The 26,290-nt window shown below is 67.2% G+C and carries 26 protein-coding genes; 20 read left to right on the forward strand and 6 right to left on the reverse strand.

The genetic code is table 11. The features are described from left to right. Nucleotides 1-16: 16 nt before the first annotated feature. The 7 genes from sdhA to ACZK08_RS07540 all read left to right on the forward strand — a co-directional run bounded on the left by sdhA (nucleotide 17) and on the right by ACZK08_RS07540 (nucleotide 6,031). Entirely contained in the window at nucleotides 17-1,807 is a 1,791-nt protein-coding gene (gene sdhA / locus ACZK08_RS07510; protein WP_111185438.1) for a succinate dehydrogenase flavoprotein subunit, read from the forward strand. Nucleotides 1,808-1,874: 67 nt separating this feature from the next. After that, nucleotides 1,875-2,660 carry a succinate dehydrogenase iron-sulfur subunit gene (locus tag ACZK08_RS07515; protein ID WP_053517298.1) on the forward strand — a complete coding sequence of 262 codons (786 nt, stop codon included), beginning with the start codon at nucleotides 1,875-1,877 and terminating at the stop codon, nucleotides 2,658-2,660. A 90-nt stretch (nucleotides 2,661-2,750) separates the two neighbouring features. Next, on the forward strand, nucleotides 2,751-2,999 hold the full coding sequence (locus ACZK08_RS07520) for an FAD assembly factor SdhE (protein WP_053517299.1): 249 nt from the start codon (nucleotides 2,751-2,753) through the stop codon (nucleotides 2,997-2,999). Continuing rightward, the gene (locus ACZK08_RS07525; RefSeq protein ID WP_081284346.1) at nucleotides 2,950-3,399 is read left to right on the forward strand and encodes a hypothetical protein; all 450 of its coding nucleotides are present in this window, start codon (nucleotides 2,950-2,952) and stop codon (nucleotides 3,397-3,399) included. The genes ACZK08_RS07520 and ACZK08_RS07525 overlap by 50 nt, the downstream gene beginning before the upstream one ends. 23 nt (nucleotides 3,400-3,422) lie before the next feature. Then, nucleotides 3,423-4,664: a lipoprotein-releasing ABC transporter permease subunit gene (locus tag ACZK08_RS07530; protein WP_065174956.1), complete on the forward strand. Its 1,242-nt coding sequence runs from the start codon at nucleotides 3,423-3,425 to the stop codon at nucleotides 4,662-4,664. Next, entirely contained in the window at nucleotides 4,657-5,475 is an 819-nt protein-coding gene (locus ACZK08_RS07535) for an ATP-binding cassette domain-containing protein (protein WP_065174957.1), read from the forward strand. The genes ACZK08_RS07530 and ACZK08_RS07535 overlap by 8 nt, the downstream gene beginning before the upstream one ends. Nucleotides 5,476-5,581: 106 nt before the next feature. Further along, nucleotides 5,582-6,031 (forward strand): DUF6491 family protein, encoded by a 450-nt coding sequence (locus tag ACZK08_RS07540; protein WP_053517332.1) that lies wholly within the window; start codon nucleotides 5,582-5,584, stop codon nucleotides 6,029-6,031. A gap of 18 nt (nucleotides 6,032-6,049) precedes the next feature. Here the strand turns inward: ACZK08_RS07540 and ACZK08_RS07545 are convergent, their stop codons facing one another. Genes ACZK08_RS07545 through ftsY form a run of 3 tightly spaced genes read right to left on the reverse strand, consistent with a single transcriptional unit; the run spans nucleotide 6,050 to nucleotide 8,731 of the window. Beyond that, on the reverse strand, nucleotides 6,050-6,319 hold the full coding sequence (locus tag ACZK08_RS07545; protein WP_053517303.1) for an oxidative damage protection protein: 270 nt from the start codon (nucleotides 6,317-6,319) through the stop codon (nucleotides 6,050-6,052). A gap of 5 nt (nucleotides 6,320-6,324) precedes the next feature. Next, nucleotides 6,325-7,437: an A/G-specific adenine glycosylase gene (gene mutY, locus ACZK08_RS07550; protein WP_231107715.1), complete on the reverse strand. Its 1,113-nt coding sequence runs from the start codon at nucleotides 7,435-7,437 to the stop codon at nucleotides 6,325-6,327. Next, complete coding sequence (gene ftsY / locus ACZK08_RS07555; protein ID WP_065181286.1) at nucleotides 7,430-8,731, reverse strand: signal recognition particle-docking protein FtsY; 1,302 nt, start codon at nucleotides 8,729-8,731, stop codon at nucleotides 7,430-7,432. Before ftsY ends, mutY begins: the two co-directional genes overlap by 8 nt. Before the next feature lie 129 nt (nucleotides 8,732-8,860). Between ftsY and ACZK08_RS07560 the strand changes: the two genes are divergently transcribed. Further along, entirely contained in the window at nucleotides 8,861-9,160 is a 300-nt protein-coding gene (locus ACZK08_RS07560; protein ID WP_065174961.1) for a hypothetical protein, read from the forward strand. 70 nt (nucleotides 9,161-9,230) lie between these two features. Here ACZK08_RS07560 and htpG read toward each other — a convergent pair whose 3' ends face one another. After that, nucleotides 9,231-11,123 (reverse strand): molecular chaperone HtpG, encoded by a 1,893-nt coding sequence (gene htpG, locus ACZK08_RS07565; protein WP_053517309.1) that lies wholly within the window; start codon nucleotides 11,121-11,123, stop codon nucleotides 9,231-9,233. A 635-nt stretch (nucleotides 11,124-11,758) separates the two neighbouring features. Between htpG and rsmD the strand changes: the two genes are divergently transcribed. From rsmD to ACZK08_RS07595, 6 genes are all read left to right on the forward strand, one after another. Then, nucleotides 11,759-12,337: a 16S rRNA (guanine(966)-N(2))-methyltransferase RsmD gene (gene rsmD, locus ACZK08_RS07570; protein ID WP_065181287.1), complete on the forward strand. Its 579-nt coding sequence runs from the start codon at nucleotides 11,759-11,761 to the stop codon at nucleotides 12,335-12,337. 26 nt (nucleotides 12,338-12,363) lie between these two features. After that, nucleotides 12,364-12,873, forward strand: coding sequence for a pantetheine-phosphate adenylyltransferase (gene coaD / locus ACZK08_RS07575; RefSeq protein ID WP_053517312.1), 510 nt, complete (start codon nucleotides 12,364-12,366; stop codon nucleotides 12,871-12,873). Nucleotides 12,874-12,931: 58 nt separating this feature from the next. Further along, nucleotides 12,932-13,423 carry a hypothetical protein gene (locus tag ACZK08_RS07580; RefSeq protein ID WP_053517314.1) on the forward strand — a complete coding sequence of 164 codons (492 nt, stop codon included), beginning with the start codon at nucleotides 12,932-12,934 and terminating at the stop codon, nucleotides 13,421-13,423. A gap of 132 nt (nucleotides 13,424-13,555) precedes the next feature. Further along, entirely contained in the window at nucleotides 13,556-13,837 is a 282-nt protein-coding gene (locus ACZK08_RS07585; protein ID WP_053517316.1) for a YfhL family 4Fe-4S dicluster ferredoxin, read from the forward strand. Beyond that, nucleotides 13,834-15,564 (forward strand): gamma-glutamyltransferase, encoded by a 1,731-nt coding sequence (gene ggt / locus ACZK08_RS07590; protein WP_065181288.1) that lies wholly within the window; start codon nucleotides 13,834-13,836, stop codon nucleotides 15,562-15,564. The genes ACZK08_RS07585 and ggt overlap by 4 nt, the downstream gene beginning before the upstream one ends. 120 nt (nucleotides 15,565-15,684) lie before the next feature. Further along, complete coding sequence (locus ACZK08_RS07595) at nucleotides 15,685-16,572, forward strand: MBL fold metallo-hydrolase (RefSeq protein WP_053517318.1); 888 nt, start codon at nucleotides 15,685-15,687, stop codon at nucleotides 16,570-16,572. Nucleotides 16,573-16,624: 52 nt separating this feature from the next. Here the strand turns inward: ACZK08_RS07595 and upp are convergent, their stop codons facing one another. Beyond that, the gene (gene upp, locus ACZK08_RS07600; RefSeq protein WP_053517320.1) at nucleotides 16,625-17,257 is read right to left on the reverse strand and encodes a uracil phosphoribosyltransferase; all 633 of its coding nucleotides are present in this window, start codon (nucleotides 17,255-17,257) and stop codon (nucleotides 16,625-16,627) included. Nucleotides 17,258-17,467: 210 nt separating this feature from the next. Here upp and ACZK08_RS07605 point away from each other — a divergent pair, with 210 nt between their 5' ends. From ACZK08_RS07605 to ACZK08_RS07630, 6 genes are all read left to right on the forward strand, one after another. After that, a complete protein-coding gene (locus tag ACZK08_RS07605) occupies nucleotides 17,468-19,981 on the forward strand; it encodes a TonB-dependent receptor (protein WP_065181391.1) in 2,514 nt (837 codons plus the stop codon). Next, nucleotides 19,981-21,093, forward strand: a complete 1,113-nt coding sequence (locus tag ACZK08_RS07610; RefSeq protein ID WP_065181289.1) for an NHL repeat-containing protein — start codon at nucleotides 19,981-19,983, stop codon at nucleotides 21,091-21,093. Before ACZK08_RS07605 ends, ACZK08_RS07610 begins: the two co-directional genes overlap by 1 nt. Beyond that, nucleotides 21,090-22,454, forward strand: coding sequence for a purple acid phosphatase family protein (locus tag ACZK08_RS07615; protein ID WP_065181290.1), 1,365 nt, complete (start codon nucleotides 21,090-21,092; stop codon nucleotides 22,452-22,454). Before ACZK08_RS07610 ends, ACZK08_RS07615 begins: the two co-directional genes overlap by 4 nt. 10 nt (nucleotides 22,455-22,464) lie before the next feature. Further along, on the forward strand, nucleotides 22,465-23,085 hold the full coding sequence (locus ACZK08_RS07620) for an inorganic diphosphatase (RefSeq protein WP_065174967.1): 621 nt from the start codon (nucleotides 22,465-22,467) through the stop codon (nucleotides 23,083-23,085). A gap of 85 nt (nucleotides 23,086-23,170) precedes the next feature. Next, complete coding sequence (locus ACZK08_RS07625) at nucleotides 23,171-24,586, forward strand: cryptochrome/photolyase family protein (RefSeq protein ID WP_065181291.1); 1,416 nt, start codon at nucleotides 23,171-23,173, stop codon at nucleotides 24,584-24,586. 141 nt (nucleotides 24,587-24,727) lie between these two features. Continuing rightward, on the forward strand, nucleotides 24,728-25,423 hold the full coding sequence (locus ACZK08_RS07630; protein ID WP_065181292.1) for a YiaD family glycine zipper/OmpA-like lipoprotein: 696 nt from the start codon (nucleotides 24,728-24,730) through the stop codon (nucleotides 25,421-25,423). 112 nt (nucleotides 25,424-25,535) lie between these two features. On the opposite strand, the gene ACZK08_RS07635 is transcribed toward ACZK08_RS07630, so the two are convergent. Continuing rightward, complete coding sequence (locus tag ACZK08_RS07635; protein WP_111185460.1) at nucleotides 25,536-26,261, reverse strand: SDR family oxidoreductase; 726 nt, start codon at nucleotides 26,259-26,261, stop codon at nucleotides 25,536-25,538. Nucleotides 26,262-26,290 lie beyond the last annotated feature (29 nt).

A 26,290-nucleotide genomic window follows, 5' to 3' on the forward strand; every position in this document is an offset into this window, starting at 1 on the left:
CAGGAATCCAGACTAGATGTCCGCTTACAAGATCACCGAACACAAGTACGACATGGTCGTGGTGGGCGCCGGCGGCGCCGGCCTGCGTGCCACGTTCGGCCTGGCCGCCAAGGGCCTGCAGACCGTGTGCCTGACCAAGGTCTTCCCGACCCGTTCGCACACCGTCGCCGCCCAGGGCGGTATCTCCGCCGCGCTCGGCAACATGGGTGAGGACGACTGGCGTTACCACTTCTTCGACACCATCAAGGGGTCGGACTGGCTGGGCGACCAGGACGCCATCGAATACATGTGCCGTGAGGCCATTCCGGCCATCATCGAGCTCGAGCACTACGGCGTGCCGTTCTCGCGTACCGCCGAAGGCAAGATCTACCAGCGCCCGTTCGGTGGCATGACCACCAAGTACGGCGAAGGCCCGGCGGCGCAGCGCACCTGCGCGGCGGCCGACCGTACCGGCCACGCGATGCTGCATACGCTGTACCAGCAGTCGCTGAAGCACGACGCGCGCTTCATGATCGAGTACTTCGCGCTCGACCTGATCTTCGACGACGAAGGCGTCTGCCGCGGCGTGCTGGCCCTGGACATGTCCGACGGCACGCTGCACCTGTTCCGCGCCCAGGGCGTGGTACTGGCCACCGGCGGCTACGGCCGAGCCTATTTCAGCGCAACTTCCGCGCATACCTGCACCGGCGACGGTGGCGGCCTGGCCATGCGTGCCGGCATCGCCATGCAGGACATGGAGTTCGTGCAGTTCCACCCGACCGGCATCTACGGCGCCGGCTGCCTGATCACCGAGGGTGTCCGCGGTGAAGGTGGCATCCTGCGCAACAGCAGCGGCGAGCGCTTCATGGAGCGCTATGCACCGCATTACAAGGATCTGGCATCGCGCGACGTGGTCAGCCGTTCGATGACCATCGAGATCCGCGAAGGCCGCGGTGTCGGCGAGCACAAGGATCACATCCTGCTCGACCTGACCCACCTGGGCCCGGGCGTGATCGATGACAAGCTGCCGGGCATCGCCGAGAGCGCCCGCATCTTCGCCGGCGTCGACGTGCACAAGCAGCCGATCCCGGTCATCCCGACCGTGCACTACAACATGGGTGGCATCCCGACCAACTACCACGGTGAAGTGGTGCGCAAGGTCGGCGACAACCCCGATGCCGTGGTGCCGGGCCTGTACGCCATCGGCGAAGCCGCCTGCGTGTCCGTGCACGGCGCCAACCGCCTGGGCTCCAACTCGCTGCTGGATCTGGTGGTGTTCGGCCGCGCGGTGGCCAACCGCTGTGCCGAGACCATCAAGCCGGGCGCGGCGCACAAGCCGCTGCCGTCCGATGCCTGCGACAAGGCGCTGGGCCTGCTGGACAAGCTGCGCCACGCCAACGGCGATACCCCGACCTCGGTCATCCGCGACCGCATGCAGCGCACCATGCAGGCCGACGCGGCCGTCTTCCGCACCAGCCAGACGCTGAAGGAAGGCTGCGAGAAGATGGACAAGATCTTCGATTCGTTCCAGGACGTGAAGGTCTCGGACCGTTCGCTGGTGTGGAACTCGGACCTGATCGAGACCTACGAGCTGAACAACCTGCTGCTCAACGCGGTGGCGACGATCAACTCGGCCGAACAGCGCAAGGAAAGCCGCGGCGCGCATGCGCACGAGGACTTCCCGGACCGCGACGACGTCAACTGGCAGAAGCACACCCTGGTCAGCGTCGACGAGAAGGGCAAGTGCAGCTTCGACTACCGTCCGGTGCACATGTACACGTTGACCGATGACGTGTCCGTGGTGCCGCCGAAGCCGCGCGTGTACTGATCCGACCCCGCCTACCATGCAATCCGCGCCTTGAGGGCGCGGGCCGCCTGAGCCAACGAGAGCAGCCATGGCCGAGTTTTCACTCCCCAAGAATTCCAAGATCACGAAGGGCCAGCACTTCCCCGTCAAGAACGGCGGCAAGAACGTGCGTACCTTCAAGATCTACCGCTGGAGTCCGGACGACGACAGCAATCCGCGCACCGATACCTATGAGGTCGATCTGGACGCCTGCGGTCCGATGGTCCTGGACGCGCTGATCAAGATCAAGAACGAGATCGACCCGACCCTGACCTTCCGTCGCTCCTGCCGCGAAGGCATCTGCGGTTCGTGCGCGATGAACATCGACGGCACCAACACGCTGGCCTGCACCCGCGCCATCGCGGACTGCGGCAAGAAGGAAGTGCCGATCTACCCGCTGCCGCACATGAACGTGGTCAAGGATCTGGTGCCGGACCTGACCCACTTCTACGCGCAGTACGCCTCGATCAAGCCGTGGATCCGCACGCAGACCCCGGCGCCGCCGGATCGCGAGCGCCTGCAGTCGCCGGAAGACCGCAAGAAGCTCGATGGCCTGTACGAGTGCATCCTGTGCGCCTGCTGCTCGACCAGCTGCCCGAGCTACTGGTGGAACGGCGAGCGTTACCTGGGGCCGGCGATCCTGCTGCAGGCCTACCGCTGGATCATCGACTCGCGCGATGAGGACACCGGTGCGCGCCTGGACGATCTGGAAGATCCGTTCAAGCTGTACCGCTGCCACACCATCATGAACTGCGCCCGCACCTGCCCGAAGGGCCTGAACCCGGCGCTGGCGATTGCCGAGATCAAGAAGCTCATGATGGAGCGTCGCGCCTGATCCATCCCGCATGCGGCCGCATCGACGGCGGCCGCACGCACCCCAGCCGAGCCACGCCATGCGTGGCTTCGCTGTATCTGGAGGCCTGCAATGGATGAAGAAACCCTGCTGAAGAAGCTGCGCTGGCGCTGCCGGCGTGGCATGCGCGAACTGGACCAGCTGTTCGAACGTTACCTCGACCGCGAATGGAGCGCTGCGCCGACCGAAGAGCGCGAGGTTTTCCTGTTCCTGCTCGACTGTGAGGACGATAAATTGTGGCGCTGGTTCATGGGCTACGAGGTCTGCCCGCATGCGCACGCCATCCCGCTCATGGACAGGATCCGCGCCCTCAAGCCTTGAGTGGCGCCCTTCACGGCTGCAGGCGGGTGCCCATCTGGCGGTACTGCTCGCCGCCCCCTGGCTGCTGCGCGCTTCGGATCTGCCCCGAGACGCCCTGGTTCCCGTCGTACTGCTGGTCTGGGCGCTGGGCCTGGCCGAGCTCTTCTGGCGCCTGCGCCGGCCGAAGGTGAGGGTGTGCCTGCCGGCGTTGCCCGCTCCGCTGCAGGTGGCGGGGCAGGCGCTGGACGCTCCACAGCTGGTGATCCGCGGCCCGTGGCTGTTGCTGCATGGGCGCCAGGGGCGGCGGCAACGGCGGCTGCTGTTCTGGCCGGATGTGCTCGATGCCCGGCAGCGACGTGAACTGCGACTGGCCGTCGCCGCACGCGCCGTTTCCCGTCGAGCCCGGTCGATGGCACCATAGGCTGAATCGTCCGGCGTGCCTGCATGTTCAAACCCATTCCCGTGGCCATCGGCCTGCGCTACCTGCGCGCCAAGCGCCGCAACGGCTTCATCTCCTTTATTTCGATGGCATCGATCCTGGGCATCGCGCTCGGCGTTACGGTGCTGATCACCACCCTGGCGGTGATGAGCGGCTTCCAGAAGGAAATCCGCAGCCGCCTGCTGCAGATGACGGCGCATACCACCATCAGTCGCGACGGCGAGCCCATGCCGGACTGGATGCGCGTGGTGGACGTGGCCAACAAGGACCCGCGCGTGGCGGGCGCCGCACCCTATATCGAGATCCAGTCGATGATCAGCGGCCCGCGCGTGCAGGGTGCGATCATCCAGGGCATCGACCCGGCACTGGAGCCGAAGGTGTCGGTGATCGACCAGAAGGTGGTCAAGGGCAGCTACGACAGCCTGAAACCCGGCAGCTTCAATCTGCTGCTGGGCAAGGAACTGGCGATCTGGCTGGGCGTCGATGTCGGCGACCAGGTGCTGGTGACCTTCGCCGAAGTGCAGGGCACACCTGCAGGCGCCGTTCCGCGGATGAAACGCTTCACCGTCAGCGGTATTTTCGAGGCCGGCTACAACGAGGTCGACCGCGGCGTCGGCTTCGCCAACATGAAGGATCTCGAGCGCGTGCTGCGCGCCGATGGCGCGACCGGCGTGCGTCTGAAGCTGCACGACATGGACCGCTCGCTGGAAGTCGGCGTGGACCTTGCGCAGAACCTCGGCGGCGCCTATCGCGTGAGTGACTGGACCCAGCAGAACGCCAATCTCTACCACTCGCTGCGCATGGAGAAAGTGGTGATGGGCATCCTGCTGTCGCTGATCATCGCCATGGGCGCGTTCAATCTGGTGTCCTCGCAGGTGATGCTGGTCACCGACAAGCAGGCGGACATCGCCATCCTGCGCACGCTTGGCCTGACCCCGGCCGGGGTGATGCAGGTGTTCATGGTGCAGGGCTCGTTGATCGGCATCTTCGGCACGCTGGCCGGACTGATCGGCGGCATCACCCTGACCTTCAACCTGGAACGCATCCTCGGTGCCATCGAGCGCGTATTCAACGTCAAGCTGCTGCCGGAAGACGTGTACTACATCACCGGCCTGCCGACGGACATGCAGACCGGCGACGTGGTGGTGATCACCGTGGTCGCACTGCTGATGAGCTTCCTGGCCACCCTGTATCCCGCCTGGCGGGCGGCACGCACCCAGCCGGCGGAGGCCCTGCGCTATGAATGAAGCCTTTGACCGCGGCCAGGAAGTGATCCGCGCCGAGCACCTCGGCAAGATCTATGCCGAAGGGCGCATGCAGACCCCGGTGTTCGACGGCCTGAACCTGACCGTCACCGCGGGTGAAACCGTGGCCATCATCGGCGCGTCCGGTGCCGGCAAGAGCACGCTGCTGCACCTGCTGGGGGGACTGGACGTACCCAGTGCCGGCGAGGTGTACGTGGCCGGTCAACGCATGTCGGCGCTGTCGGATACCGCGCGTGGCCTGCTGCGCAACCAGGCGCTGGGCTTTGTCTACCAGTTCCATCACCTGCTGCCGGAATTCACTGCGCTGGAAAACGTGATGATGCCGCTGCTGCTGTCCCGCTCGCATTCGCCGATGTCACAGCGGGCGATGTTCGCCGGCCTGGGCGTGGTGGGGACGGCGCTGGCCAGCATCGTCAACGGGGCCACCGCCTTCGTCCGTGGTCGTCCTGAAGTGGAGGAGGCGGCCGCGCGCGCAACCTTGCTGCTGGAGTCGGTCGGGCTGGGCCATCGCCTGGACCACAAACCGGGTGAGCTTTCCGGTGGCGAGCGCCAGCGTGCGGCGGTGGCGCGCGCGCTGGTGAATCATCCGGCCTGCGTGCTGGGCGACGAGCCGACCGGAAACCTGGACGATCGCACGGCCGGCACCGTGTTCGACCTGATGCTCGAACTCAATCGTGCCCGCCATACCAGCCTGGTGCTGGTCACCCACGACCGCGGTCTGGCGCGGCGCCTGGACCGGGTGCTGGAACTGCGCGAAGGGCGCCTGCACGAGCTGGCCCACGCCGACGTCTGAGCGGCCGGCAACGTGCACCTCCCGGCGCCTGAACGGTGGCGCCGGGATTCTCGCCGCCCATACCCGGGCAGGCGCATGATGGCCCCGGTTCCCCGTGGAGATCGACATGAAGACCCCGCTTGTGATCGCAGGGCTCTGCCTTGCCCTGGCCGCGTGTGCGACCACCGGCCGCCTGAGCAGTGCCGAGCGGCTGGACCTGTACCGGGCGCACGCCGGCGCACCGCAGAATGACATGCAGTTCTTCGGCAGCCTCAACGGCTGGACCGAACTGGGCGACAGTGCACTGGCGGTATGGACCCGGCCCAGCGAGGCCTACCTGCTGGAATTGAACGGCCCCTGCCAGGATCTGTCGTTTGCGACCGCCATTGGCCTGACCAGCCGCATGAACCGCGTGTCGGCCCGCTTCGACAAGGTGCTGGTCCGGGACCCGACCGGAGGCCCGCGCCTGCCGTGCTTCATCAGCAGCATCCGCAAGCTTGACGTGAAGGCGCTGCGTGCTTCGGAACAGGAGCTGCGGCAGGCGCAGGTGCAGGAGCGCGAGGAGCCGGCGAACTAGGCCGGCGCCATCTCCGGATCAGGCTTCCGGGACGAAGCCGGCGGGCTTCTCCGCGTCCTTCTCGAACAGGAACTTGACCAGTTCCCCTTCCAGGAACGCGCGATGCTTCGGGTCGCGCGGTGACAGGCGGTTCTCGTTGATCAGCATGGTCTGGTGCGCCAGCCATGCCGCCCAGGCCTGCTTGCCGATGTGGTTGAAGATGCGCTGGCCCAGTTCGCCCGGATAGGGCACGAAGTCCAGGCCCTCGGCATCGCGTTGTTCGTACTGGCAGAAGACGGTTCGGGGCATGGCACTCACTCGTGGTTGCGGGGTTTCTTGGATCTGCGTTGTGGCGGTTTGATCGCAGTGCCATCAAGCAGCTTGCGGATGGGAGCCGGCAAGCCCAGCGTCGGCAGTTCGTCGGCGGTGACCCAGCGCAGCGAGGATTCTTCCACGCGCAGGCCGCGTACCTGTCGCGACAGGATCTGCAGGTGCAGCCTGTAGTGGCTGAAGGTGTGCTGCAGCACCGGCAGCTCGTCGGCATCTTCCAGCGAGCCGTCCACGTGTGCATCGAACCAGTCCTGCAGCGCTTCACCGGCGTCGGCCTGCGGCAGGGTCCACAGTTGCGCCCAGATGCCGGTCTCCGGTCGCTTCTGCAGCAGCACGCGCTGCTGGGCATCGCGCAGCAGCAGGGCCACGGCTTCGCGTTCGGGCAGGGCCTTGCCGGGCTTCGGCGTGGGCAGCTCGGCGGTCCGGCCTTCGCGGCGCGCCACGCAGTCCTGCTGCTGCGGGCAGATCACGCAGGCGGGCCTGGCGCGGCTGCACACGGTGGCACCGAGGTCCATCTGCGCCTGCGTGTAGTCGGCCATCCGGCCATCCGGCACCTGGGCCGCGTGCGCTTCGGCGATGGCCCACAACTGCTTTTCGATGGCTGGCAGGCCGGGGAAGCCTTCGATGCCGTGATACCGGCTGAGCACGCGCTTGACGTTGCCGTCGAGGATCGGAAACCGGTCGTTCCAGGCCTGGCTGAGGATCGCGCCTGCGGTGCTGCGGCCGATGCCGGGCAGCGCATGCAGCGCGTCGAAATCACGCGGCAGTTCGCCGTCATGCAGTTCCACGCACCGCTGGGCCGCCGCATGCAGGTTGCGCGCACGGGCGTAGTAGCCGAGCCCGGCCCACTGCGCCATCACCGCATCGTTGCTGGCCGCGGCCAGCGCGGGCAGGGTCGGGAAATGCTGCAGGAACCGCTGGAAGTACGGGATGACCGTGGCCACCTGGGTCTGCTGCAGCATGATCTCCGACAGCCAGACCCGATAGGGGCTGCGCGGATGCTGCCAGGGCAGGTCGTGGCGGCCGTGGTCGTCGAACCAGTGCAGCAGGCGGGCGACGAACGGGTCGCCCGCAGGCACGACGGTGGCCTCAGGCACTGCCAAGCGCTTCGGGCAGCAGCGCGTCGACGAAGGCTTCCGGATCGAATTCACGCAGATCTTCCGGGCGTTCACCGATGCCGGCGAAACGGATCGGAATGCCGAACTCACGGGCCAGTGCGAACACCACGCCGCCCTTTGCGGTGCCGTCCAGCTTGGTCACCACCAGGCCGGTCACGTTCACCGCGGCGTTGAACTGGCGCAGCTGCGACAGCGCGTTCTGGCCGGTGGTGCCGTCAATCACCATCAGCACCTCGTGCGGCGCAGCGGGATCGATCTTGCCGAGCACACGACGGATCTTGCCCAGCTCGTTCATCAGGCCGGACTGGGTATGCAGGCGGCCGGCGGTATCGGCAATCAGCACCGACGTGCCGCGCGCCTTGCCGGCCTGCAGCGCGTCGTAGGCCACCGAGGCGGCGTCGGCATTCTGGCCCTGGGCCACCACGGCCACGCCGTTGCGCTCGCCCCAGGCCTGCAGCTGCGCCACGGCAGCGGCACGGAAGGTATCGCCGGCGGCCAGCATCAGGCTGTGTCCGTCGTCCTTGAAGCGCTTGGCCAGCTTGCCGATGGTGGTGGTCTTGCCGACACCGTTGACGCCAACGGTCAGCACCACGAAGGGCCTGGCGTTGCGATCGATCACCAGTGGCCTGGCGACCGGCTGCAGGATCGCGATCAGGTCGGCACGCAGTGCGCCCAGCAGTGCGTTGGCATCGGCGAACTCACGTGCCTTCATGCGTCTGCGCAGGCCTTCGACCAGCTCGGTGGTCGCACCGACGCCGACATCGGCGGTGATCAGCGCGGTTTCCAGTTCGTCCAGCAGGTCATCGTCGAGCTTGGGATTGCGCGAGAACAGGCCGCCAAAGCTGCGCGCGATGACGCTGTTGCGCAGGCGTTCGCGCCAGCCGGACTTGCCCGCCGGGGCCGGTGCGGCATCCACCAGCACCGGCAGGTCGGCGGCCGGTGCGGAGGGCTGCTGTGCGGGGATCACCGGAGCCAGCGGGGCGAGCACGGCTGCGGCGGCACGTGCCTCGGCCTCGAAGTCTTCCGGTGCCAGGACGCGTTCGGTCGCTGCCGGCGCCGGCGGGGACGCCGGGGCAGCGGCGGGCGGCGCCGGGACGGGCACCGCCTCAGCCGGAGCCACGGCTGGCGGGGCGTCGGCTACGACCGTGGTGTCCTCGACGGGCGCGGCCGACGGGAATGCCGCCGCCAGCTCTTCAGCCGAGTAGTGCTGGGTCTTGGGCGCGTCCGGTGTGGCGGCGTCCTGGGGCTTCTTGCGGCGGAAAAAACTGAGCATTGGCAAAAGGCGCTGAAATCAGAGGGATATGCTACCACCCGGGCCCGTCTGCCCGATGTGGACTCAAGGTCGCGGCCGGGCAGCCGCTAATGGCTTCGGAGGGCTGCACCGGGCGGCCCGGAGACCGCCATGGACAACGTGATGGCAACGGCCTGGAGCGGCATGCGGGCAGCAGGGCAAGGCGTGCAGGTGGCCGCGCACAACGTGGCCAACCTGGCGACAGCCGATGCACCGCGCCTGCAGGTGCAGCGCGCGGCGGTGGAGCAGGGTGGGGTGCAGACCCGGGTGACCGCTGCCGGCGCCGATCCCGCCGCGCCGCTGGCTGATCTGCTGGCGGCAAACGCGGAGGTGGTGGCCTTCGCCGCCAACGCTTCGCTGGTCCGCCGCCAGGACCAGATGCTGGGGTCGCTGCTGGATCGCCGGGCCTGAGCAGCCCGGCCTGGCAGATGACAGCCAGCGCCTGGCAGCGCCGGGCCATGCCCGGCGACCACCCAGCGTGTCAGGCCGACAGTTCCAGCAGCAGCTTGTTCAGGCGCGCAACGTAGGCGCCCGGGTCCTTCAGGCTGTCGCCGGCCGCGAGCGCGGCCTGGTCGAACAGCACGCGGCCGAGATCATCGAAACGATCACCGTCGGCCTCGCCATCGAGCTTGGCGATCAACGGGTGCCCCGGATTGATCTCCAGCACCGGCTTGCTGTCAGGCACCTTCTGGCCGCTGGCTTCCAGGATCTGGCGCATCTGCAGCCCCAGATCCTGTTCGCCGATGGCCAGCACCGCTGGCGAATCGGTCAGCCGGTGCGACACGCGGACTTCGGCCACGTCGTCGCCAAGCACCGCCTTCAGCCGCTCGATCAGGGCCTGCTTGTCCTTGGCCGCCGCTTCCTGTTCCTGCTTGTCCGACTCGGTCTCCAGCGCGCCGAGGTCGAGGTCGCCACGGGCGATGTCGACAAAGCCCTTGCCGTCGAAGTCGGTCAGGTAACCCATCAGCCATTCGTCGATGCGGTCGGTCAGCAGCAGCACTTCCACGCCCTTCTTGCGGAACACTTCCAGGTGCGGGCTGTTGCGGACCTGGCTGTAGCTCTCGCCGGTCAGGTAGTAGATCTTGTCCTGGCCTTCGGCCATGCGACCGATGTAGTCGGCCAGCGAGACGGTCTGGGCATCGCCCTCGCCACGGGTGGAGGCGAAGCGCAGCAGGCCGGCCACCTTCTCGCGGTTGTTGTAGTCCTCGGCCGGTCCTTCCTTCAGCACCTGGCCGAACTCCTTCCAGAACGTGGCGTACTGCTCGGGCTTGTCGGTTGCCAGCTTCTCCAGCATGTCCAGCGAGCGCTTGGTCAGCGCGGCCTTCATCGAATCGATGACCGGGCCGGACTGCAGGATCTCGCGCGAGACGTTCAGCGACAGGTCGTTGGAATCGACCACGCCCTTGATGAAGCGCAGGTACAGCGGCAGGAACTGCTCGGCCTGGTCCATCACGAACACCCGCTGGACATACAGCTTCAGGCCCTTGGGCGCATCGCGGTGATACAGATCGAACGGTGCACGGCCCGGCACGTACAGCAGCGAGGTGTACTCCAGCTTGCCTTCGACCTTGTTGTGGCTCCACGCCAGCGGATCGCTGTGGTCGTGTGCCACGTGCTTGTAGAACTCGCTGTACTCGGCGTCGCTGATCTCGGTGCGCGGACGGGTCCACAGCGCGCTGGCACGGTTGACGGTTTCCCATTCGACCGCCGCGCCCTCTTCACCCCCTTCCTTCGGCATCTGGATCGGCAGGCCGATGTGGTCGGAGTACTTCTTGAGGATGCTGCGCAGGCGCCAGCCATCGGCAAAGTCGTGTTCGCCGTCCTTCAGGTGCAGCACGATGCGGGTGCCGCGCTCGGGCTTGTCGAGGGTCGCGACGTCGAAGTCGCCTTCGCCGCGCGAGGTCCAGCGCACGCCTTCGCTGCTGGCCAGGCCGGCCCGCCGCGAGGTGACTTCGACTTCGTCGGCGACGATGAACGCGCTGTAGAAGCCGACACCGAACTGGCCGATCAGCTGCGAATCCTTCTTCTGGTCGCCGGACAGCTGGCGCAGGAAGTCGCCGGTGCCGGACTTGGCAATGGTGCCGAGGTGGGCGATGGCCTCGGCGCGGCTCATGCCGATGCCGTTGTCCTCGATGGTGATGGTGTGGGCGGCCGGGTCGAAACTGACGCGCACGCGCAGGTCGCTGTCGTCTTCCAGCAGGGACGGCTGGGTCAGCGCCTCGAAGCGCAGCTTGTCGGCCGCGTCGGCGGCATTGGACACCAGCTCGCGCAGGAAGATCTCCTTGTTGGAGTACAGCGAGTGGATCATCAACTGCAGCAACTGCTTGACTTCGGTCTGGAAGCCAAGGGTTTCGGTCTGGGTCGTCTCGGTCATCGATAGGGCTCCGTGTGCAATGCCGCGCCAGCGCGTGCGGCCTCGCCAAGGGGTAGGGGTGATTGTCCCGAAATCAAGGGGGTTGGTCGGGCAGGGCGGCGCCCTGCACCCGCAGAGGCCAGAGCCAAAGCAAGAGCGGGCACTCCGTGGGATGGCGGGGCACTGTGGGTTCGCGGGGGCGCCGTGAATCCGTCCATGGAGGCTTGGTCGCCGCATCCATGCGGCTCACACCCCGCGAACCCACAGTGCCCCGCCTTCGACAGTTGGCCGGTGGCCACTAGATCCACGCCGTGCGTGGATGAAATCTCTCAGATCTCGAGATCCAAGCCAGGGTCAGATCCGTTTTCCACAGGAAAACGGATCTGACCCCAAGAGCCGTTCCGACAGATCGCAGGAAACGGTCGAAGGCGGGGTGGATCAGGTTGTGGGGGTGTCCGCGGCATGGATGCCGCGGCCAAGCCTCCATGGACGGATTCACGGCGTCCCCCACAACCTGACCCACCCCGCCAACCCACAGCCAGCCTTTGCCGTTGCTCCAGCCGTTGCTCTGGCTACTGCGGGTGCCGGGCGCCGCCCGCCCGAACTACAATCCCGCTCATGCTGAAATTCTCGAACACCCTTCGCCGGTGGCCCCGATGAGCGGCCGTGGAGGCAATGACGGCCAGGTCCGCATCATCGGCGGGCGCTGGCGCAATACCCGCCTGCCGGTGCCGACCCTGCCGGGCCTGCGGCCCAGCAGTGACCGTGTGCGCGAGACCCTGTTCAACTGGCTGATGCCCCGACTGGCCGGGGCCCGCGTGCTGGACCTGTTTGCCGGCAGCGGCGCGCTGGGCCTGGAAGCCGTCTCGCGCGGCGCCGCTCACGCCACCCTGGTCGAGCGCGATGCCCAGCTCGGCCGCAATCTGTCGGCCGCCGTCGCCAAGCTGCAGGCCAGCGCGCAGATCACCGTGGTCCAGGCCGATGCCCTGCGCTGGCTGCAGGGCGCGCCCGCGCAGCAGGCGGATCTGGTGTTCATCGACCCGCCGTTCGCCGATGGCCTCTGGCAGGACGTGCTGGCCCAGCTGCCGCGGCATCTGGCAGCCGACGCCTGGCTCTACCTGGAGTCGCCGGCCGGTCACGTCCCGGTGCTGCCGCCGGACTGGCTGCTGCACCGCGAGGGCGGCACCCGTGAGGTGCGCTTTGCCCTGTACCGCCGCGCCGCTGCTACACTTTGACTTCATCTGAACATCTGCAACCGCCCATGACCGTGGCCAACCGCCGCATTGCCGTCTACCCCGGCACGTTCGATCCGATCACCAACGGTCATATCGACCTGGTGAACCGGGCCGCGCCGCTGTTTGAAAAGGTCGTGGTCGGCGTGGCGCAGAGCCCGTCCAAGGGGCCGACCCTGCCGCTGGAACTGCGCGTGCAGCTGGCCCGGGATGCCCTGGGCCACCATGGCAACGTCGAGGTCTGCGGGTTCGATACCCTGCTGGCCCATTTCGTACGCTCCGTCCAGGGCGGGGTCCTGCTGCGCGGCCTGCGCGCGGTGTCGGACTTTGAATACGAGTTCCAGATGGCGAGCATGAACCGCCACCTGATCCCGGAAGTCGAGACCCTGTTCCTGACGCCGGCCGAGCAGCACAGCTTCATTTCGTCTTCGCTGGTCCGCGAGATCGCGCGCCTGGGCGGCGACGTGTCCGGCTTCGTGCCGGCCGCGGTGCTTGAAGCCCTGCGCAGGGTCCGCGAGGCGAAATCGACCCAGTCATAAGCCCCGCCGTACCCGCACCCCTTACGTACAACACCACGCACCATTCCGGGAGGAAACCATGAACACCACCATGCGCGCGATGCTGATCGCCTCGTTGGCCCTGGCCTTCACCGCCTGCAAGAAGGAAGAGGCCGCTCCGGTCGACGAAGCCAAGCAGGCGCTGGTCGCCCCGTCCAAGGACGACGACGCAGGCTGGAAGAAGTACCTGCAGGAAGTCGCCATCCAGAACATGGGCAATATCTCCAACAGCCCGTTCCTGTACTACCTCTCGCCGGAATCGGACCCGGACTTCCAGGCCAAGTACGAGCGCCAGACCGAGAGCGCGACCCAGGCCGTGGCCCGTGGCGTGCAGCCGGGCAACATGCTGGCCTTCGGTTCGTCGGCCTCGGGCAAGATGGCGGACATGATCCAGGCCGTGTTCAAGGACGTGTCGCCGGATTCGATGAAGGGCGTGCGCGTCGTCTTCATCGGCCAGTCGGCCGACAACGCCCGCGTGCAGGCGGCCGTGCAGCCGACCGGTGCCGAGTACATTTTCGTCGAAGCCAAGTAAGACCGAGCCGTGGCGGCCACGTTGCAACGTGGCCCGGGTGGCGCCTGTAGCGGGCGTCACCGATGACCTGACCGGCCCGCGCGCCCGCGCTGGCCGGTCCTTTGTCCCAAGGCGCGGGCGAGGAGTATCGCCATGTCGCTGAAAATCAATGAGCTCTGCGTCAACTGCGACGTCTGCGAGCCGGCCTGCCCGAACCAGGCCATTGCGATGGGTGAAACCATCTACGTGATCGACCCCGCCCGTTGTACCGAGTGCGTGGGCCATTTCGACGAGCCACAGTGCGTGGTCGTCTGCCCGGTCGAATGCATCGATCCGGACCCGGAGATCGTGGAAACGGAAGACCAGCTGCTGGCCAAACTGCGCCGGCTGCAGCACGATCATCCCGAACTCTACGCGGAGCCCCCATCCGAATGAAGACGCTGCTCGTCCGTCCCGTGTTGCTGCTCGGCCTGTTGCTGAGCCCGCTTGCCTGGGCCGATGCGCCGGCCCGTGCCGAACGTCCCGATGGCGCTGCCATTGCCAGCGGCCACGCGCTGGCCACCCAGGCCGGCGTGGACATCCTTGCGCAGGGAGGCAACGCGTTCGACGCCGCGGTGGCGGTGTCCTCGACGCTGGCGGTGGTCGAGCCGATCAGTTCCGGCCTGGGCGGTGGCGGCTTCTTCCTGCTGCATGACGCGGCCACCGGCAAGGACGTGATGCTGGATGCGCGCGAGACCGCGCCGGCTGCTGCCACGCCGCAGGCCTTCCTCGACGGGAAGGGCAACCTGGACCGCGACCGCTCGGTCAACGGCGCCTGGTCGGCGGGTATCCCCGGCCTGCCTGCGGCGCTGGTGGAGCTTTCGGCCCGGCACGGCAGGCTGCCCCTGGCGGTTTCGCTGCAACCGGCCATCCGCATCGCCCGCGACGGCTTCCCGGTGTACGAGCGGATGGCCAAGGGCTATGCCTCGCGCCGCGAGGTGATGGAGCGTTACCCCGGGACCCGCGAGGTGTACCTGCGCAACGGCAGGCCGATCGCCACCGGTGATGTGTTCCGGCAGCCGGAACTGGCGCAGACGCTGGAGCGGCTGGCGGCGGGTGGCTTCGATGGCTTCTACAAGGGCCAGACCGGCAAGCTGCTGCTGGCCGGGGTGAAGCAGGCCGGTGGCCGCTGGACCGCCGAGGAGCTGGCCGGCTACCGGGTGAAGCAGCGCGAGCCGATCGTCTTCGACTACAACGGCTGGAAGATCACCACGGCGCCGCCGCCGTCGTCCGGTGGCATCGCCCTGGCCAGCATGCTGCAGATCCTCGAAGGCTGGGACCTCAAGCAGATGGACCCGGCGCACCGCGCCCATCTGGTAGTCGAATCGATGCGGCGCGCCTACCGCGACCGCACGTTCTTCCTGGGCGATCCGGACTTCGTGCAGATCCCGCAGAAAGTGCTGACCAGCAAGGATTATGCCCAGGGCCTGCGTGCCACCATCCATCCGGAGAAGGCCACGCCCAGCGACCTGCTGTCGGGCAATCCGACGCCGCTGGAGGACGACGAGACCACCCATTTCTCGATCATCGACCGTGATGGCAACCGCGTCGGCGCCACCCAGACCGTCAACCTGCTGTACGGCTCGGGCCTGATACCCAAGGGCACCGGTGTGCTGCTGAACAACGAGATGGACGATTTCGCGCTGAAGCCGGGCACGCCCAATGCGTTCGGCGTGATGGGCTACGAGGCCAACGCACCGAAGCCGGGCAAGCGCATGCTCAGCTCGATGACGCCGACCTTCATGGAGAACGCCGACAAGGTCGTGGTGCTGGGCACCCCCGGCGGCAGCCGCATCATCACCATGGTGCTGCTGGGCATCCTTGGTTACGACGCCGGCCTGGACGCGCAGCAGGTCGCGGCGCTGCCACGCTACCACCACCAGTGGCTGCCGGACCTGATCGAGGCCGAAGACAACGCGTTCGACGCGGCCACCGTGAAGCAACTGCAGGCGATGGGCCACAAGATCGATCTGCCGGGGAATGTCGCCGCCGGTGGCCGCGGCTCCAGCCACGTCTGGGGCAATCTGCAGACGGTGGAATGGGATCGCAGGAGCAACCGGTTGTTCGGCGGCAGCGATCCGCGCAACCCGGTCGGCAGCGCCCAGGTGGTGCCCGGCAGGTAACGGCCGGGCTCGCCGGGTCCCATCCGGCCGACGGTGAGCCGCAGCGCCCTGCCCGCAACGGCAGGGCGCTGCAGTTTCGTTCTAGCGATTATTTAACGGCCTGCCGACGATAATCGGCGCATGAAACTCTGGTCGATTCGTGGTAACTCGCAGCGCCTCGACGGCGGTGCGATGTTCGGCAACGCACCCCGTGCGTTGTGGGAAAAATGGGCGGCACCGGATGAGCTGAACCGTATCGAGCTGGCATGCCGCGCGCTGTTGGCCAGCCCGCTGGAAGGCAAGACGGTCCTGTTTGAAACCGGCATCGGCGCGTTCTTCGATCCGCGCATGCGCGAGCGCTATGGCGTGCAGGAAAGCCAGCACGTGCTGATCGATTCGCTGCGTGAGGCGGGCTTCGAACACGAGGACATCGACGTGGTGGTCCTCAGCCACCTGCACTTCGACCACGCCGGCGGCCTGCTGGCAGCATGGAGCGAGGGGCGCGAGCCCGAACTGCTGTTTCCCAATGCCACCTATGTGGTCGGTGCACAGCACTGGCAGCGCGCACTTCAGCCGCACCCGCGCGACCGCGCCAGTTTCATCCCGGAGCTGCCCGGGCTGCTGCAGGCCAGTGGGCGCCTGGAAGTGGTCGACGGCGAGTTCTCCCGGGCGCTGGGGAGCAGCGTGCGTTTCAGCTACAGCGATGGGCATACGCCGGGGCTGATGCTGGCCGAGATCGTCGGCCATGGGCATGCAGGCGAGGTCGCGCGCGGTGGTGTGGTGTTCTGCGCTGACCTGATTCCGGGGCGCTCGTGGGTGCACGTGCCGATCACCATGGGATATGACCGCAACGCGGAACTGCTGATCGACGAGAAGCGGCAGTTCCTGGAGGACAAGCTGGCGCGCAACGTGCATCTGTTCTTTACCCACGACCCGCAGGTCGCACTGGCCCAGCTGGGGCGCGACGACAAGGGGCGTTTCGTGACCCTGCACGAGCAGGGTGAACTGAAGGCGCGCGCGCTGGGGTGAGTGCCGGGGTCGGAGCCCTTTCTGCGAAAGGGATCTGACCCCGTCGCACCGGTCAGCCGACGCGGGTGCCGAAGATGCGGTCGCCCGCGTCGCCGAGGCCCGGCAGGATGTAGCCCTTTTCGTTGAGCTGGGCGTCGATTGCCGCCGTGTAGATCTCCACATCCGGATGCGCTGCCTTGACCGCGTCGATGCCCTCCGGAGCGGCGACCAGGAAAATGCCCTTGATGCGTCGCGCACCGGCCCGCTTGAGCATGTCGATGGTGGCGATCAGGGTGCCGCCCGTGGCCAGCATCGGGTCCAGGATCAGCGCATCGCGCTCTTCCAGGCGCCCGGTGAGGCGCTCGAAGTACGGCACCGGCTGCAGGGTTTCCTCATCGCGCTGCAGGCCGACCACACTCACGCGGGCGGCAGGGATCAGCGACAGTACGCCGCTGAGCATGCCCAGGCCGGCGCGCAGGATCGGCACCACGGTGATCTTGGCGCCAGCGATGCGCTGCACGGTCACCGGACCGGCCCAGCCGGGCAGGGTGTGCGGCTCGGTGTCCAGGTCAGCGGTGGCCTCATAGGCCAGCAGCGTGCCCAGCTCGTTGGCGAGTTCGCGGAAATCCTTGGTGCTGAGCGCAGCGTTGCGCATCAGGCCGATCTTGTGCTGCACCAGCGGGTGGCGCACTTCGACGATCTTCATGGTCGGAAAGGGGGAAGGGAGAGGCGATCATTCTGCCGGATCGGGGTGCGGAACCCCAAACGGAGCGCAGCCAGCGGGCGCGGATCGAGGGCGTCTGTCATGGCCATGCAACCTTGCGGACATACCGTCCAGACCCATTCTTAACAGGAATGGGGATTCCCAGTGCATATCAAGACTCCGTTGGCCGTTGCCATCACGCTGACCCTGGCGATGGGGGCCAGCGCTCCGCTGCAGGCCGCCGCGCAGCAGACGGTCGCCGCCACGGGGGCAGCGGCGGTCGATGCGATCGACCTGGACCGCGTCGAGGTGCGTGCGCAGCTCGAATCGCAGATCCGCGCGGTCGATCTGAAGCGCAGCAGCGACGCGATCGAAGACGCCGTGTCTTCCGACGCCCTTGGCCAGTATCCGGACAAGAACGTGGCCGAATCGCTGCAGCGTCTACCCGGCATCAGCGTCACCCGCGACCAGGGCGAAGGCCGTTTCGTGGTCATCCGGGGCCTGGACGCCAACCTCAACAGCGTCAGCGTCGATGGAATCGCCGTGGGTACGCCGGAGGACTCCAGCCGCGCTGCACCGCTGGATGTCATTCCCTCCGACTCCACCGAGCGGCTGCGCGTGGTCAAGTCGCCAACGCCGGACATGCCCGGCGACGCGATCGGCGGTGCGGTCCTGGTCGAATCGGCCTCGGCATTCGATCGCGACGGGCGCAGCCTGCGTGCCAAGATCGAGGGCAGCCACCAGCAGCTCTCGGGCGAAACCAGCCCGAAGGCCGCCTTCAACTACAGCGAAGTGTTCGCCGATACGTTCGGCATCGCGCTGGGCGTGAACTACCAGAAGCGCAGGTTTGAATCGGACAACACCGAAGTGGAGTACGACGGCGAGGATGATGCTGCACCGGGGGATGTCACCGCGATCAACCTGCAGCACCGCAAGTACGAGATCGAGCGCAAGCGCATCGGCGCCAACCTCAACCTGGACTGGCGCCCGAATGAAGACAGCAAGTACTACCTGCGCACGTTGTACAGCCAGTTCGACGATGCCGAGACCCGCCAGCGGGTGATCTTCAATTTCGACGATGCCGACATGGTGCGCACCGGCACCGACCAGTACCGGCTGGATGACATGCCGGGCGATGCGATCGACAAGCGCATGCGTTACCGCACCAAGAAGGAGAACACCTTCGCAGCCAGCCTCGGTGGCGAGAACCGGCTGACCAGCGCGGTGGTCGATTACCGTATCGGCTACACCCGCACCGAGGAGCGGGTGAACGACGAGATGGAGGCGCGGTTCACACTGGATGGTGATGACTTCAACGGCACCCTGGACCAGCGCAGCCGGCTGCCGACCTACAGTTTCGACAACCCGCAGTGGCTGGACAACGGCAACTACGCCTTCGACCGCATCGTGCTTTCGCCCAAGCAGGTCAACGACAAGGAGCACAGCGCGCAGGTCAACGTACGCTTCGACGGCGACAGCAGCAGCCTGAAGTTCGGCCTGCTGGGCCGCTGGCGCGACCGCGATGTCAATACCGACGAGCGTGAGCTGCGGGTGGGCCCGAAGGTGGCACTGTCGAGCTGGACCACGTCGGCCCCCGAGCATCGCCATGGCAACCTGGGCGATGGCATGGATTCGGCGGCGATGCGGGCCTATTGGGCGGCCAATGGCAGCCAGTACAGCGCCCGGCCGCAGGATGCCGGCGCCAATGCCCTGGCCTCACTGGAAGAGGACTATGTGGCCAGCGAAGACATCTTCGCCAGCTATGCGATGGGGACCTGGGATATCGGCGCGCTGCGCATCATCGGCGGCGCACGCGTGGAGAACACCCGTTTCAAGGCGGTGGGCAACCAGGTCGAGGTGGCGGCCAACGGGCGCAGCTTCACCGTCACCCCGCGCGTGGCCAACACCAGCTACACCAATGTGCTGCCGGGCCTGCATCTGCGCTACGACGCAGCCGATGACTGGGTGCTGCGCGCCTCGGCCAACAAGACCGTCTCGCGCCCGTCCTTCGGCGACGTTTCGCCCCGTGTGGGCTACAGCCGCGGCGACGAGGAAGTGCGGCTGGGCAATCCCGAGCTGGATCCGTACGAGTCGAAGAACATCGACCTGTCGGTGGAAAAGTACATCGGCAGCACCGGCATCGTTTCGCTTGGCCTGTTCCACAAGTCCATCGACGGCTATATCGTGGAAACCGTGCGTACCAATGATCCGGACTACGACGGCTTCGACGTGACCCAGCCGATCAATGGCCGCAAGGCCACGGTACGCGGCGCCGAGTTCAACTGGCAGCAGCAGCTGGCCTTCCTGCCGGCAGGCTTCGACGGTCTTCTGGTCGGGGCCAGCGGCACCTGGCTGGATACCGAATTCGATGCCGGCATCGCGGACCGTGCCGGCGAGGACTTCACGCTGCCGCGTGCCTCCAAGCACGTGTACAGCGCGCATGTCGGCTACGAGAAATATGGCCTGAGCACCCGCCTGGCTGCGGTGTACCGCAGCGAATATCTGGACAGCATCGGCAAGGGCCGTGCATTCGACATCTACGTGGCACCCAACACGCAGCTCGACTTCTCGCTGGATTATCGGTTCAGCCCGCGCGTCAGCCTGTACTTCGAGGCGCAGAACCTGCTGGACAAGCCGTTGGAGCTGTACCAGGGCACGCGCTCGCGCACGCTGCAGATGGAAGAATATGGGCGCACCTATGCGTTGGGCCTGAAGGTGGCGCTGTGATGGGGCGGCACGTTCCGGTGCTCGTGGCAGCGATCGCATCCGCGCTGGTCGTGGGCTGCACGCCAGCGGCCGACCGCGCGCCGGCGGCACATGCGGCGTCGCCGACGCCTCCGGCGCGCACGGTGGCCACCGTTGCCGAGGCGTTCGTGTCGCCACTCACGCCCGCCGACAACATCGATTCGCCTGCAAGCTGGCGCACGCCGGACGGGCAGATCTGGCTGATCGCCACCGCCAAGGCCACCGACAAACTGGTGGTGTATGACGGCAGCACCGGCCGTCACCTGCGCGACGTCGGTGCCACCGGTACCGGCCTGGGACAGTTCGATCGCCCCAATGGCATCGCCGTGACCGACGACCTGCTGTGGATCGTGGAACGCGACAATCACCGGGTCCAGGTCCTGTCCCTGCCGGACTTCATACCACTGGCGACGTTCGCTGCCGAAGATCTGCGCAAGCCCTATGGGCTGTGGGTCGATCGCAGGGCGGACGGCTACAGCGTCTACGTCACGGACTCTTGGGACAACGGCGAGGACGCACAGGGCCGCGACATCCTGCCGCCGCTGGCGGAACTGGACAAGCGCGTGCGCCAGTACCACGTTTCCCGCGACGGCGCGAAGATCGACGCGAATCGCATCGCCGACATCGGCGACACCAGTGAGGCCGGTGCGCTGCGCGTGGTCGAATCGATCTGGGGCGATCCGGACAACGACCGTCTGCTGATTGCCGAAGAGGATGAGAGCTACGCCAGCGAGTTCAAGGTCTATACGCTGGCAGGCCGCTTCACCGGCACCACCTTCGGCCGTGACGTGTTCAAGGCGCAGGCCGAAGGGGTGACCCTGCGGACCTGCGGCAAGGACGGCTGGTGGATCACCACCGAGCAGGGCAAGCAGCGCAGCGTGTTCCATCTGTTCGATCGGCACACGCTGAAGCCGGTCGGTGCCTTCCAGGGCAATACCGTGGCCAACACCGATGGCATCTGGCTGATGCAGCAGCCCAGCACGCGGTTCCCGCACGGTGCGCTGTATGCGGTGCATGACGATCAGGGCGTGGTCGCCTTTGACTGGGAAAGCGTTGCCAGGCAGTTGGCGCTGCCGCTGGAGTGTGGCGCATGAGGCGGCACAGCACGCGCGCGTTCGTCGCCAGCCTGCTGCTGGCCCTGCCTCTGCTGGTCACCGCGGCGGTCGAACCCAACACGCAGGTGCCTGCGGGTAGCCGCCACTATGCGGCATCGCCACTGCCGGATCGCATCGTTGCCTCGCCCTCGGCCGACCCCAGCCACGGATTCGCCGTGGCCTGGCGCACGGATGGCAGCGTACAGGCGCCACTGCTGGAGATCGCGCGTGCCGGCGATTCGCCGGCCATCGAAGGCATTCGCGCGCTGCGCGCGACCACGCAGGCGCTGCAGACCGAGAACGGCCTGTCGCACCATCACCGCGTTGACATCGATGGCCTGCAGCCGGATACCGCATACATCTACCGTGTGCAGGGCAGGGCAGGCTGGAGTGCATGGAACCAGCTGCGCACGCTGGCGGCCGCCGGGCAGCCGCTGACGCTGCTGTACTTCGGCGATACCCAGAACAAGAATCTCAGTCACGTCAGCCGAGTGATCCGGGCCGCGCAGAAGGCGGCACCGGACGCTCGCCTGAGCCTGTTCGCGGGTGACCTGGTCAGCGGCGGCGACGGTGTGGACGACAGTGAATGGGGCGAATGGTTCGCCGCCACCGCCTGGCTGGCGCAGGAAACACTGGTGGCGCCTGCCATCGGCAATCACGAGTATTTCGAGGAGTTCGAGGACACTCCGCAGGAACGCCGTGTGCTGGGCCGGCACTGGCCGGTGACCTTCGCACTGCCGGGCAATGGCGCCGCTGCCGCGCAGCAGACCAGCTACTGGTTCGATGCGCAGGGCGTGCGCGTGGCGGTGCTTGATGGAACCTCGGCACTCGATCTCGGCACCGCCCAGGCCCAGGCACACTGGCTGGACAAGGTGCTGTCCGGCAATCCGCAGCCGTGGACCATCGTACTGCTGCACCAGCCCTTCTACTCGCCGCGCGAAGGCCGCGAGAACGCCGCATTGCGTGACGTGTTGCTGCCGGTGGTGCGTCGTCACCAGGTGGACCTGGTGCTGCAGGGGCACGACCACACCTATGGCCGCCGTGGCGAAGGACAGGCCGCCACACCACAGTATGTGGTGACCGTGGCGGGACCGAAGCAGTACCGTCTTTCCGATGAAGCCCGAAGGACGATGGCCCCGGTGGCCGAGGACACCCAGCTGTTCCAGGTGCTGCGCATCGATCCGCAGCACCTGCGCTATGAGGCGCGCACGGTGACCGGGCAGCTGTACGATGCTTTCGAGCTGCACCGTGACGCCAGCGGGGGCAAGCAGCGCACGGAGCTGACCGAAGGCCGCATCACGCCACGCGACTGCCCGCGCGCGCAGACTGCCAAGGGTCGCGCCGACCGTTGCTGGGAATAAGGAGACGCCGATGACCATGCCCCGACGCATCGTTCCTCTTGCTGCCATCGGTGCCGCCCTGCTGTTGCTGGCCGGTGCGGTGGCCGCCGCTGATGCGGTGCTGCATCCGTTCCTGGCGGCCCAGCCGCAGCAGGCACCGCAGGAGGTGAACCTGGCCGTGGAAATTCCCGCTGGCAGCTTCACCAAGTATGAGATCAAGGACGACGGGCTGGTCCACGTCGACCGCTTCCAGTCGATGCCGGTGGCCTATCCGGCCAACTATGGTTCGATGCCGCGCACGCTGGCGGGTGACAACGATCCGCTGGACGCGCTGGTACTGACCCGTGAGCCCCTGCACCCCGGCGTGATCATCCGCTTCCGCCCGATCGGCTATCTGAAGATGATCGATGGCGGCGAACATGACGAGAAGGTCATCGGCGTGCCGACCGACAAGGTTGATCCGAGCTATGCAGGCGTCCGCGATCTGGCCGATCTGCCGGAGATCGAGCGGCAGCGCATCGAGGCGTTCTTCCGCGTGTACAAGGATCTGCCAGCCGGACGCAACCCGGTGCAGCTGCAGGGCTGGGGCAACGCGGCCGAGGCGCGTACGCTGATCCGCGAAGCCATGCAGCGTTTCGACGCCGGGAAGTAGTCCGCCTGCGGACGGCGTTGCACCCCTGCGCGGTCTTCACCTGTGCTGGCTATCATGGCCGCCTTCCACAGCAAAGGCGGTGCACGTGTCGGTAGCGTTGGTCTGGTTCCGTCGCGACCTGCGGCTGCAGGACAATCCGGCCCTGCAGGCCGCACTGGATGCGGGGCACGATGTGGTCCCGGTGTACATCCACGCGCCGCACGAAGAAGGCGAGTGGGCGCCGGGAGCGGCATCCAACGCGTGGCGTCATCGCTCGCTTGCCGCGCTGGATGCGGATCTGCGTGGCCGCGGTTCTTCCCTGGTGCTGCAGATCGGCGACAGCCTGCCGGTGCTGCAGGCACTGATCGCACGGACCGGTGCCACGGCGGTGTACTGGAACCGCAAGTACGAGCCCGCCACCCAGCCACGTGATGCCTCCATCAAGCGCACGCTGCGCGAGCAGGGCATCGATGCGCAGAGCTGCAACGGCAGTCTGCTGTTCGAGCCGTGGGACATCGCCACCCAGCAGGGGCAGCCGTACAAGGTGTTCACCCCCTACTGGCGCAACGTGCTCAGTCACTGGCGCCTGCCCGGGCTGCAGGCGGCGCCCGCGGCACTGGCAGCGCATGCCGTCGAAGGCGAGTCGCTGCAGGCGCTCGGGCTGGCACCGGCGCTCGGCTGGGACGAGGGCTTCTGGGAGCACTGGCAGCCGGGAGAGGCCGGCGCGCTGGAGGCGCTTTCGGTGTTCGAGGACGGCGCGCTGCGAGGCTATCGCGCGCAGCGCGACCTGCCGGACCGGGTCGGCACCTCGCGGCTGTCACCGCACCTGCACTTCGGCGAGATCGCGCCCTGGCGCATCGCCCATGCGCTGGAAGGGCTGCGCAGCGCCGGTACCGACGCCGACATCGACGGCTACCTGCGGCAACTGGGCTGGCGTGACTTCGCCTACCACCTGCTGCATCACTTTCCGGAGACCCCCACCGGCAACCTCAACCCGCGCTTCGACCGCTTTCCGTGGGCCACGCCCAGCGCCGGCCAGCTGCATGACTGGCAGCGCGGCAACACCGGCGTACCGATCGTGGATGCCGGCCTGCGCGAGCTGTGGCATACCGGCTACATGCACAACCGGGTGCGGATGATCGTCGCCAGCTACCTGTGCAAGCACCTGCGCGCGCACTGGCTGCATGGCGCACGCTGGTTCTGGGACACACTGGTCGATGCCGACCTGGCGAACAACACGATGGGCTGGCAGTGGGTGGCCGGTACCGGTGCGGATGCAGCGCCTTACTTCCGCGTGTTCAATCCGGTCACCCAGGCCGAAAAGTTCGATCCTCAGGCGCGCTACATCACCCGCTGGGTACCGGAACTGGCGGCGCTGCCGGTGAAGGCGCGCTTCGCGCCGTGGCAGCATCCGCAGTGGCTGGCCGAGCACGCGCCGGAGTATCCGCGCAGCCCCCTGGTGGATCTGGCCGCCGGCCGGGATGCAGCGCTCGCCGCCTACCGCCAGTCGGGAGCGGGGTAAAGCGCCGCCGCGGGGTTCCAGACAGCTAGCTGAACAAGGGCCTGTCGAGCGGCGTGTTCATCATCCCGGCATCGCGTCCTGCTGTTTATCCTCTGGGCGGCCCGCAAGCCGCCGGCCCGACCGGAAACCAAGGAGACCATCATGATCCGCAACACCACCCGCAATGTCGCACTGGCCCTGATGAGCGCGGCCGTCCTGTCGGCCTGCGCCACCGGCGGTTCCTACGTGCAGAGCGATCAGTACGGCAACCCGACCGAGCAGCAGAACCGTACCGGTCGCAACGCGCTGATCGGTACCGCCATTGGCGTGGCCGCCGGCCTGCTCAGCGGCGACAGTGCGACCGAGCGCCGCCAGCACGCGCTGATCGGTGCAGGCATCGGCGCGCTCAGTGGCGCGGCCGTGGGCCAGTACCAGGATCGCCAGGAACGCGCGCTGCGCGAGCGCACTGCCAACACCGGCATCGATGTGCAGCGCCAGGGCGACAACATCATGCTGAACCTGCCCGACGGCATCACCTTCGATTTCGGCAAGTCGGCACTGAAGCCGCAGTTCTACGGCGCGCTCAACGGCGTGGCCGGCACCCTGCGTGATTACAACCAGACCATGATCGAAGTGGTCGGCCATACCGACAGCATCGGCAGCGATGCGGTCAACAACCGCCTGTCCAAGGAGCGCGCCGATTCGGTCGCCCAGTACCTGATCGGGCAGGGCGTGCAGAGCGTGCGTATCGAAACGCTGGGCGCCGGCAAGGCGTACCCGATTGCCGACAACAACACCGATGCCGGCCGTGCCAAGAACCGCCGTGTTGAAATCCGCGTGATTCCGCTGCAGCAGTAACGCGCGGCGCGTGCGTGCAGGTCCGGCGCAGCCGGAACGGGAATGCCGCCCTTGCAGGCGGCATTTTCGTTGGGCGAGATGCGCGGCGCCTAGCGCAGGAACGGCGGCCGGGTCATGCCGCGGCCGTCGGCCGCACCACGATCTCGTTCACGTCCACGTCGTCGGGCTGCTCGATGGCGAACCGCACCGCGCGCCCGATCGCATCCGGCTGCAGGGCGATGGCACGATAGCCGACCATCATTTCGGCGGCGACCGGGTCGGTGATGCTGTCCGCAAGCTCGCTTTCCACCACGCCGGGGTGGATGCAGGTGACCCGCAGCTCGCGGTGTTCCTGGCGCAGGCCCTCCGAGATGGCGCGTACCGCGTGCTTGGTGGCGCAGTAGACCGCAGCGGTCGGTACGACCGACAGCGCGCCGATGGACGCGATGTTGATGATCTGTCCGCGGCCGCGTGCGCGCATATGGGGCAACACGGCTGCGATCCCGTGCAGTACACCGCGGATGTTGACGTCGATCATCCGGTCCCATTCGTCCACCTTCAGCGATGCCATCGGCGACAGTGGCATCACACCGGCATTGTTGACGATCACATCGAGGGCGCCGAACTGCTCCAGGGCCGAAGCGGCGAACGCTTCGACCTGCGCGCGCTGTGTCACGTCCAGCGCATGCACGCGTACGTCGGCGCCGTGCTGGCGCAGTTCATCCGCCAGTGCCTGCAACCGTTCGAGGCGGCGCGCGCCCAGCACCAGGCGCGCGCCGGGCTGCGCCAGCGAGCGGGCGATGCCGGCGCCGATGCCGCTGGAGGCACCGGTGATCAGGATGGTTCGGGAATGGCTCATGGCAGGTCTCCGGAAGGGCTAGGGGGAAA

The sequence above is a fragment of the Stenotrophomonas sp. 112478_Sma genome (assembly GCF_056479905.1).

Bases quoted from the DNA above. Each gene is read 5' to 3' on its own strand.
- sdhA (WP_111185438.1), top strand. From the start codon at position 17: ATGTCCGCTTACAAGATCACCGAACACAAGTACGACATGGTCGTGGTG.
- ACZK08_RS07515 (WP_053517298.1), top strand. From the start codon at position 1,875: ATGGCCGAGTTTTCACTCCCCAAGAATTCCAAGATCACGAAGGGCCAG.
- ACZK08_RS07520 (WP_053517299.1), top strand. From the start codon at position 2,751: ATGGATGAAGAAACCCTGCTGAAGAAGCTGCGCTGGCGCTGCCGGCGT.
- ACZK08_RS07525 (WP_081284346.1), top strand. From the start codon at position 2,950: ATGCGCACGCCATCCCGCTCATGGACAGGATCCGCGCCCTCAAGCCTT.
- ACZK08_RS07530 (WP_065174956.1), top strand. From the start codon at position 3,423: ATGTTCAAACCCATTCCCGTGGCCATCGGCCTGCGCTACCTGCGCGCC.
- ACZK08_RS07535 (WP_065174957.1), top strand. From the start codon at position 4,657: ATGAATGAAGCCTTTGACCGCGGCCAGGAAGTGATCCGCGCCGAGCAC.
- ACZK08_RS07540 (WP_053517332.1), top strand. From the start codon at position 5,582: ATGAAGACCCCGCTTGTGATCGCAGGGCTCTGCCTTGCCCTGGCCGCG.
- ACZK08_RS07545 (WP_053517303.1), bottom strand. From the start codon at position 6,319: ATGCCCCGAACCGTCTTCTGCCAGTACGAACAACGCGATGCCGAGGGC.
- ftsY (WP_065181286.1), bottom strand. From the start codon at position 8,731: ATGCTCAGTTTTTTCCGCCGCAAGAAGCCCCAGGACGCCGCCACACCG.
- ACZK08_RS07560 (WP_065174961.1), top strand. From the start codon at position 8,861: ATGGACAACGTGATGGCAACGGCCTGGAGCGGCATGCGGGCAGCAGGG.
- htpG (WP_053517309.1), bottom strand. From the start codon at position 11,123: ATGACCGAGACGACCCAGACCGAAACCCTTGGCTTCCAGACCGAAGTC.
- rsmD (WP_065181287.1), top strand. From the start codon at position 11,759: ATGAGCGGCCGTGGAGGCAATGACGGCCAGGTCCGCATCATCGGCGGG.
- coaD (WP_053517312.1), top strand. From the start codon at position 12,364: ATGACCGTGGCCAACCGCCGCATTGCCGTCTACCCCGGCACGTTCGAT.
- ACZK08_RS07580 (WP_053517314.1), top strand. From the start codon at position 12,932: ATGAACACCACCATGCGCGCGATGCTGATCGCCTCGTTGGCCCTGGCC.
- ACZK08_RS07585 (WP_053517316.1), top strand. From the start codon at position 13,556: ATGTCGCTGAAAATCAATGAGCTCTGCGTCAACTGCGACGTCTGCGAG.
- ggt (WP_065181288.1), top strand. From the start codon at position 13,834: ATGAAGACGCTGCTCGTCCGTCCCGTGTTGCTGCTCGGCCTGTTGCTG.
- ACZK08_RS07595 (WP_053517318.1), top strand. From the start codon at position 15,685: ATGAAACTCTGGTCGATTCGTGGTAACTCGCAGCGCCTCGACGGCGGT.
- upp (WP_053517320.1), bottom strand. From the start codon at position 17,257: ATGAAGATCGTCGAAGTGCGCCACCCGCTGGTGCAGCACAAGATCGGC.
- ACZK08_RS07605 (WP_065181391.1), top strand. From the start codon at position 17,468: ATGGGGGCCAGCGCTCCGCTGCAGGCCGCCGCGCAGCAGACGGTCGCC.
- ACZK08_RS07610 (WP_065181289.1), top strand. From the start codon at position 19,981: ATGGGGCGGCACGTTCCGGTGCTCGTGGCAGCGATCGCATCCGCGCTG.
- ACZK08_RS07615 (WP_065181290.1), top strand. From the start codon at position 21,090: ATGAGGCGGCACAGCACGCGCGCGTTCGTCGCCAGCCTGCTGCTGGCC.
- ACZK08_RS07620 (WP_065174967.1), top strand. From the start codon at position 22,465: ATGACCATGCCCCGACGCATCGTTCCTCTTGCTGCCATCGGTGCCGCC.
- ACZK08_RS07630 (WP_065181292.1), top strand. From the start codon at position 24,728: ATGATCCGCAACACCACCCGCAATGTCGCACTGGCCCTGATGAGCGCG.
- ACZK08_RS07635 (WP_111185460.1), bottom strand. From the start codon at position 26,261: ATGAGCCATTCCCGAACCATCCTGATCACCGGTGCCTCCAGCGGCATC.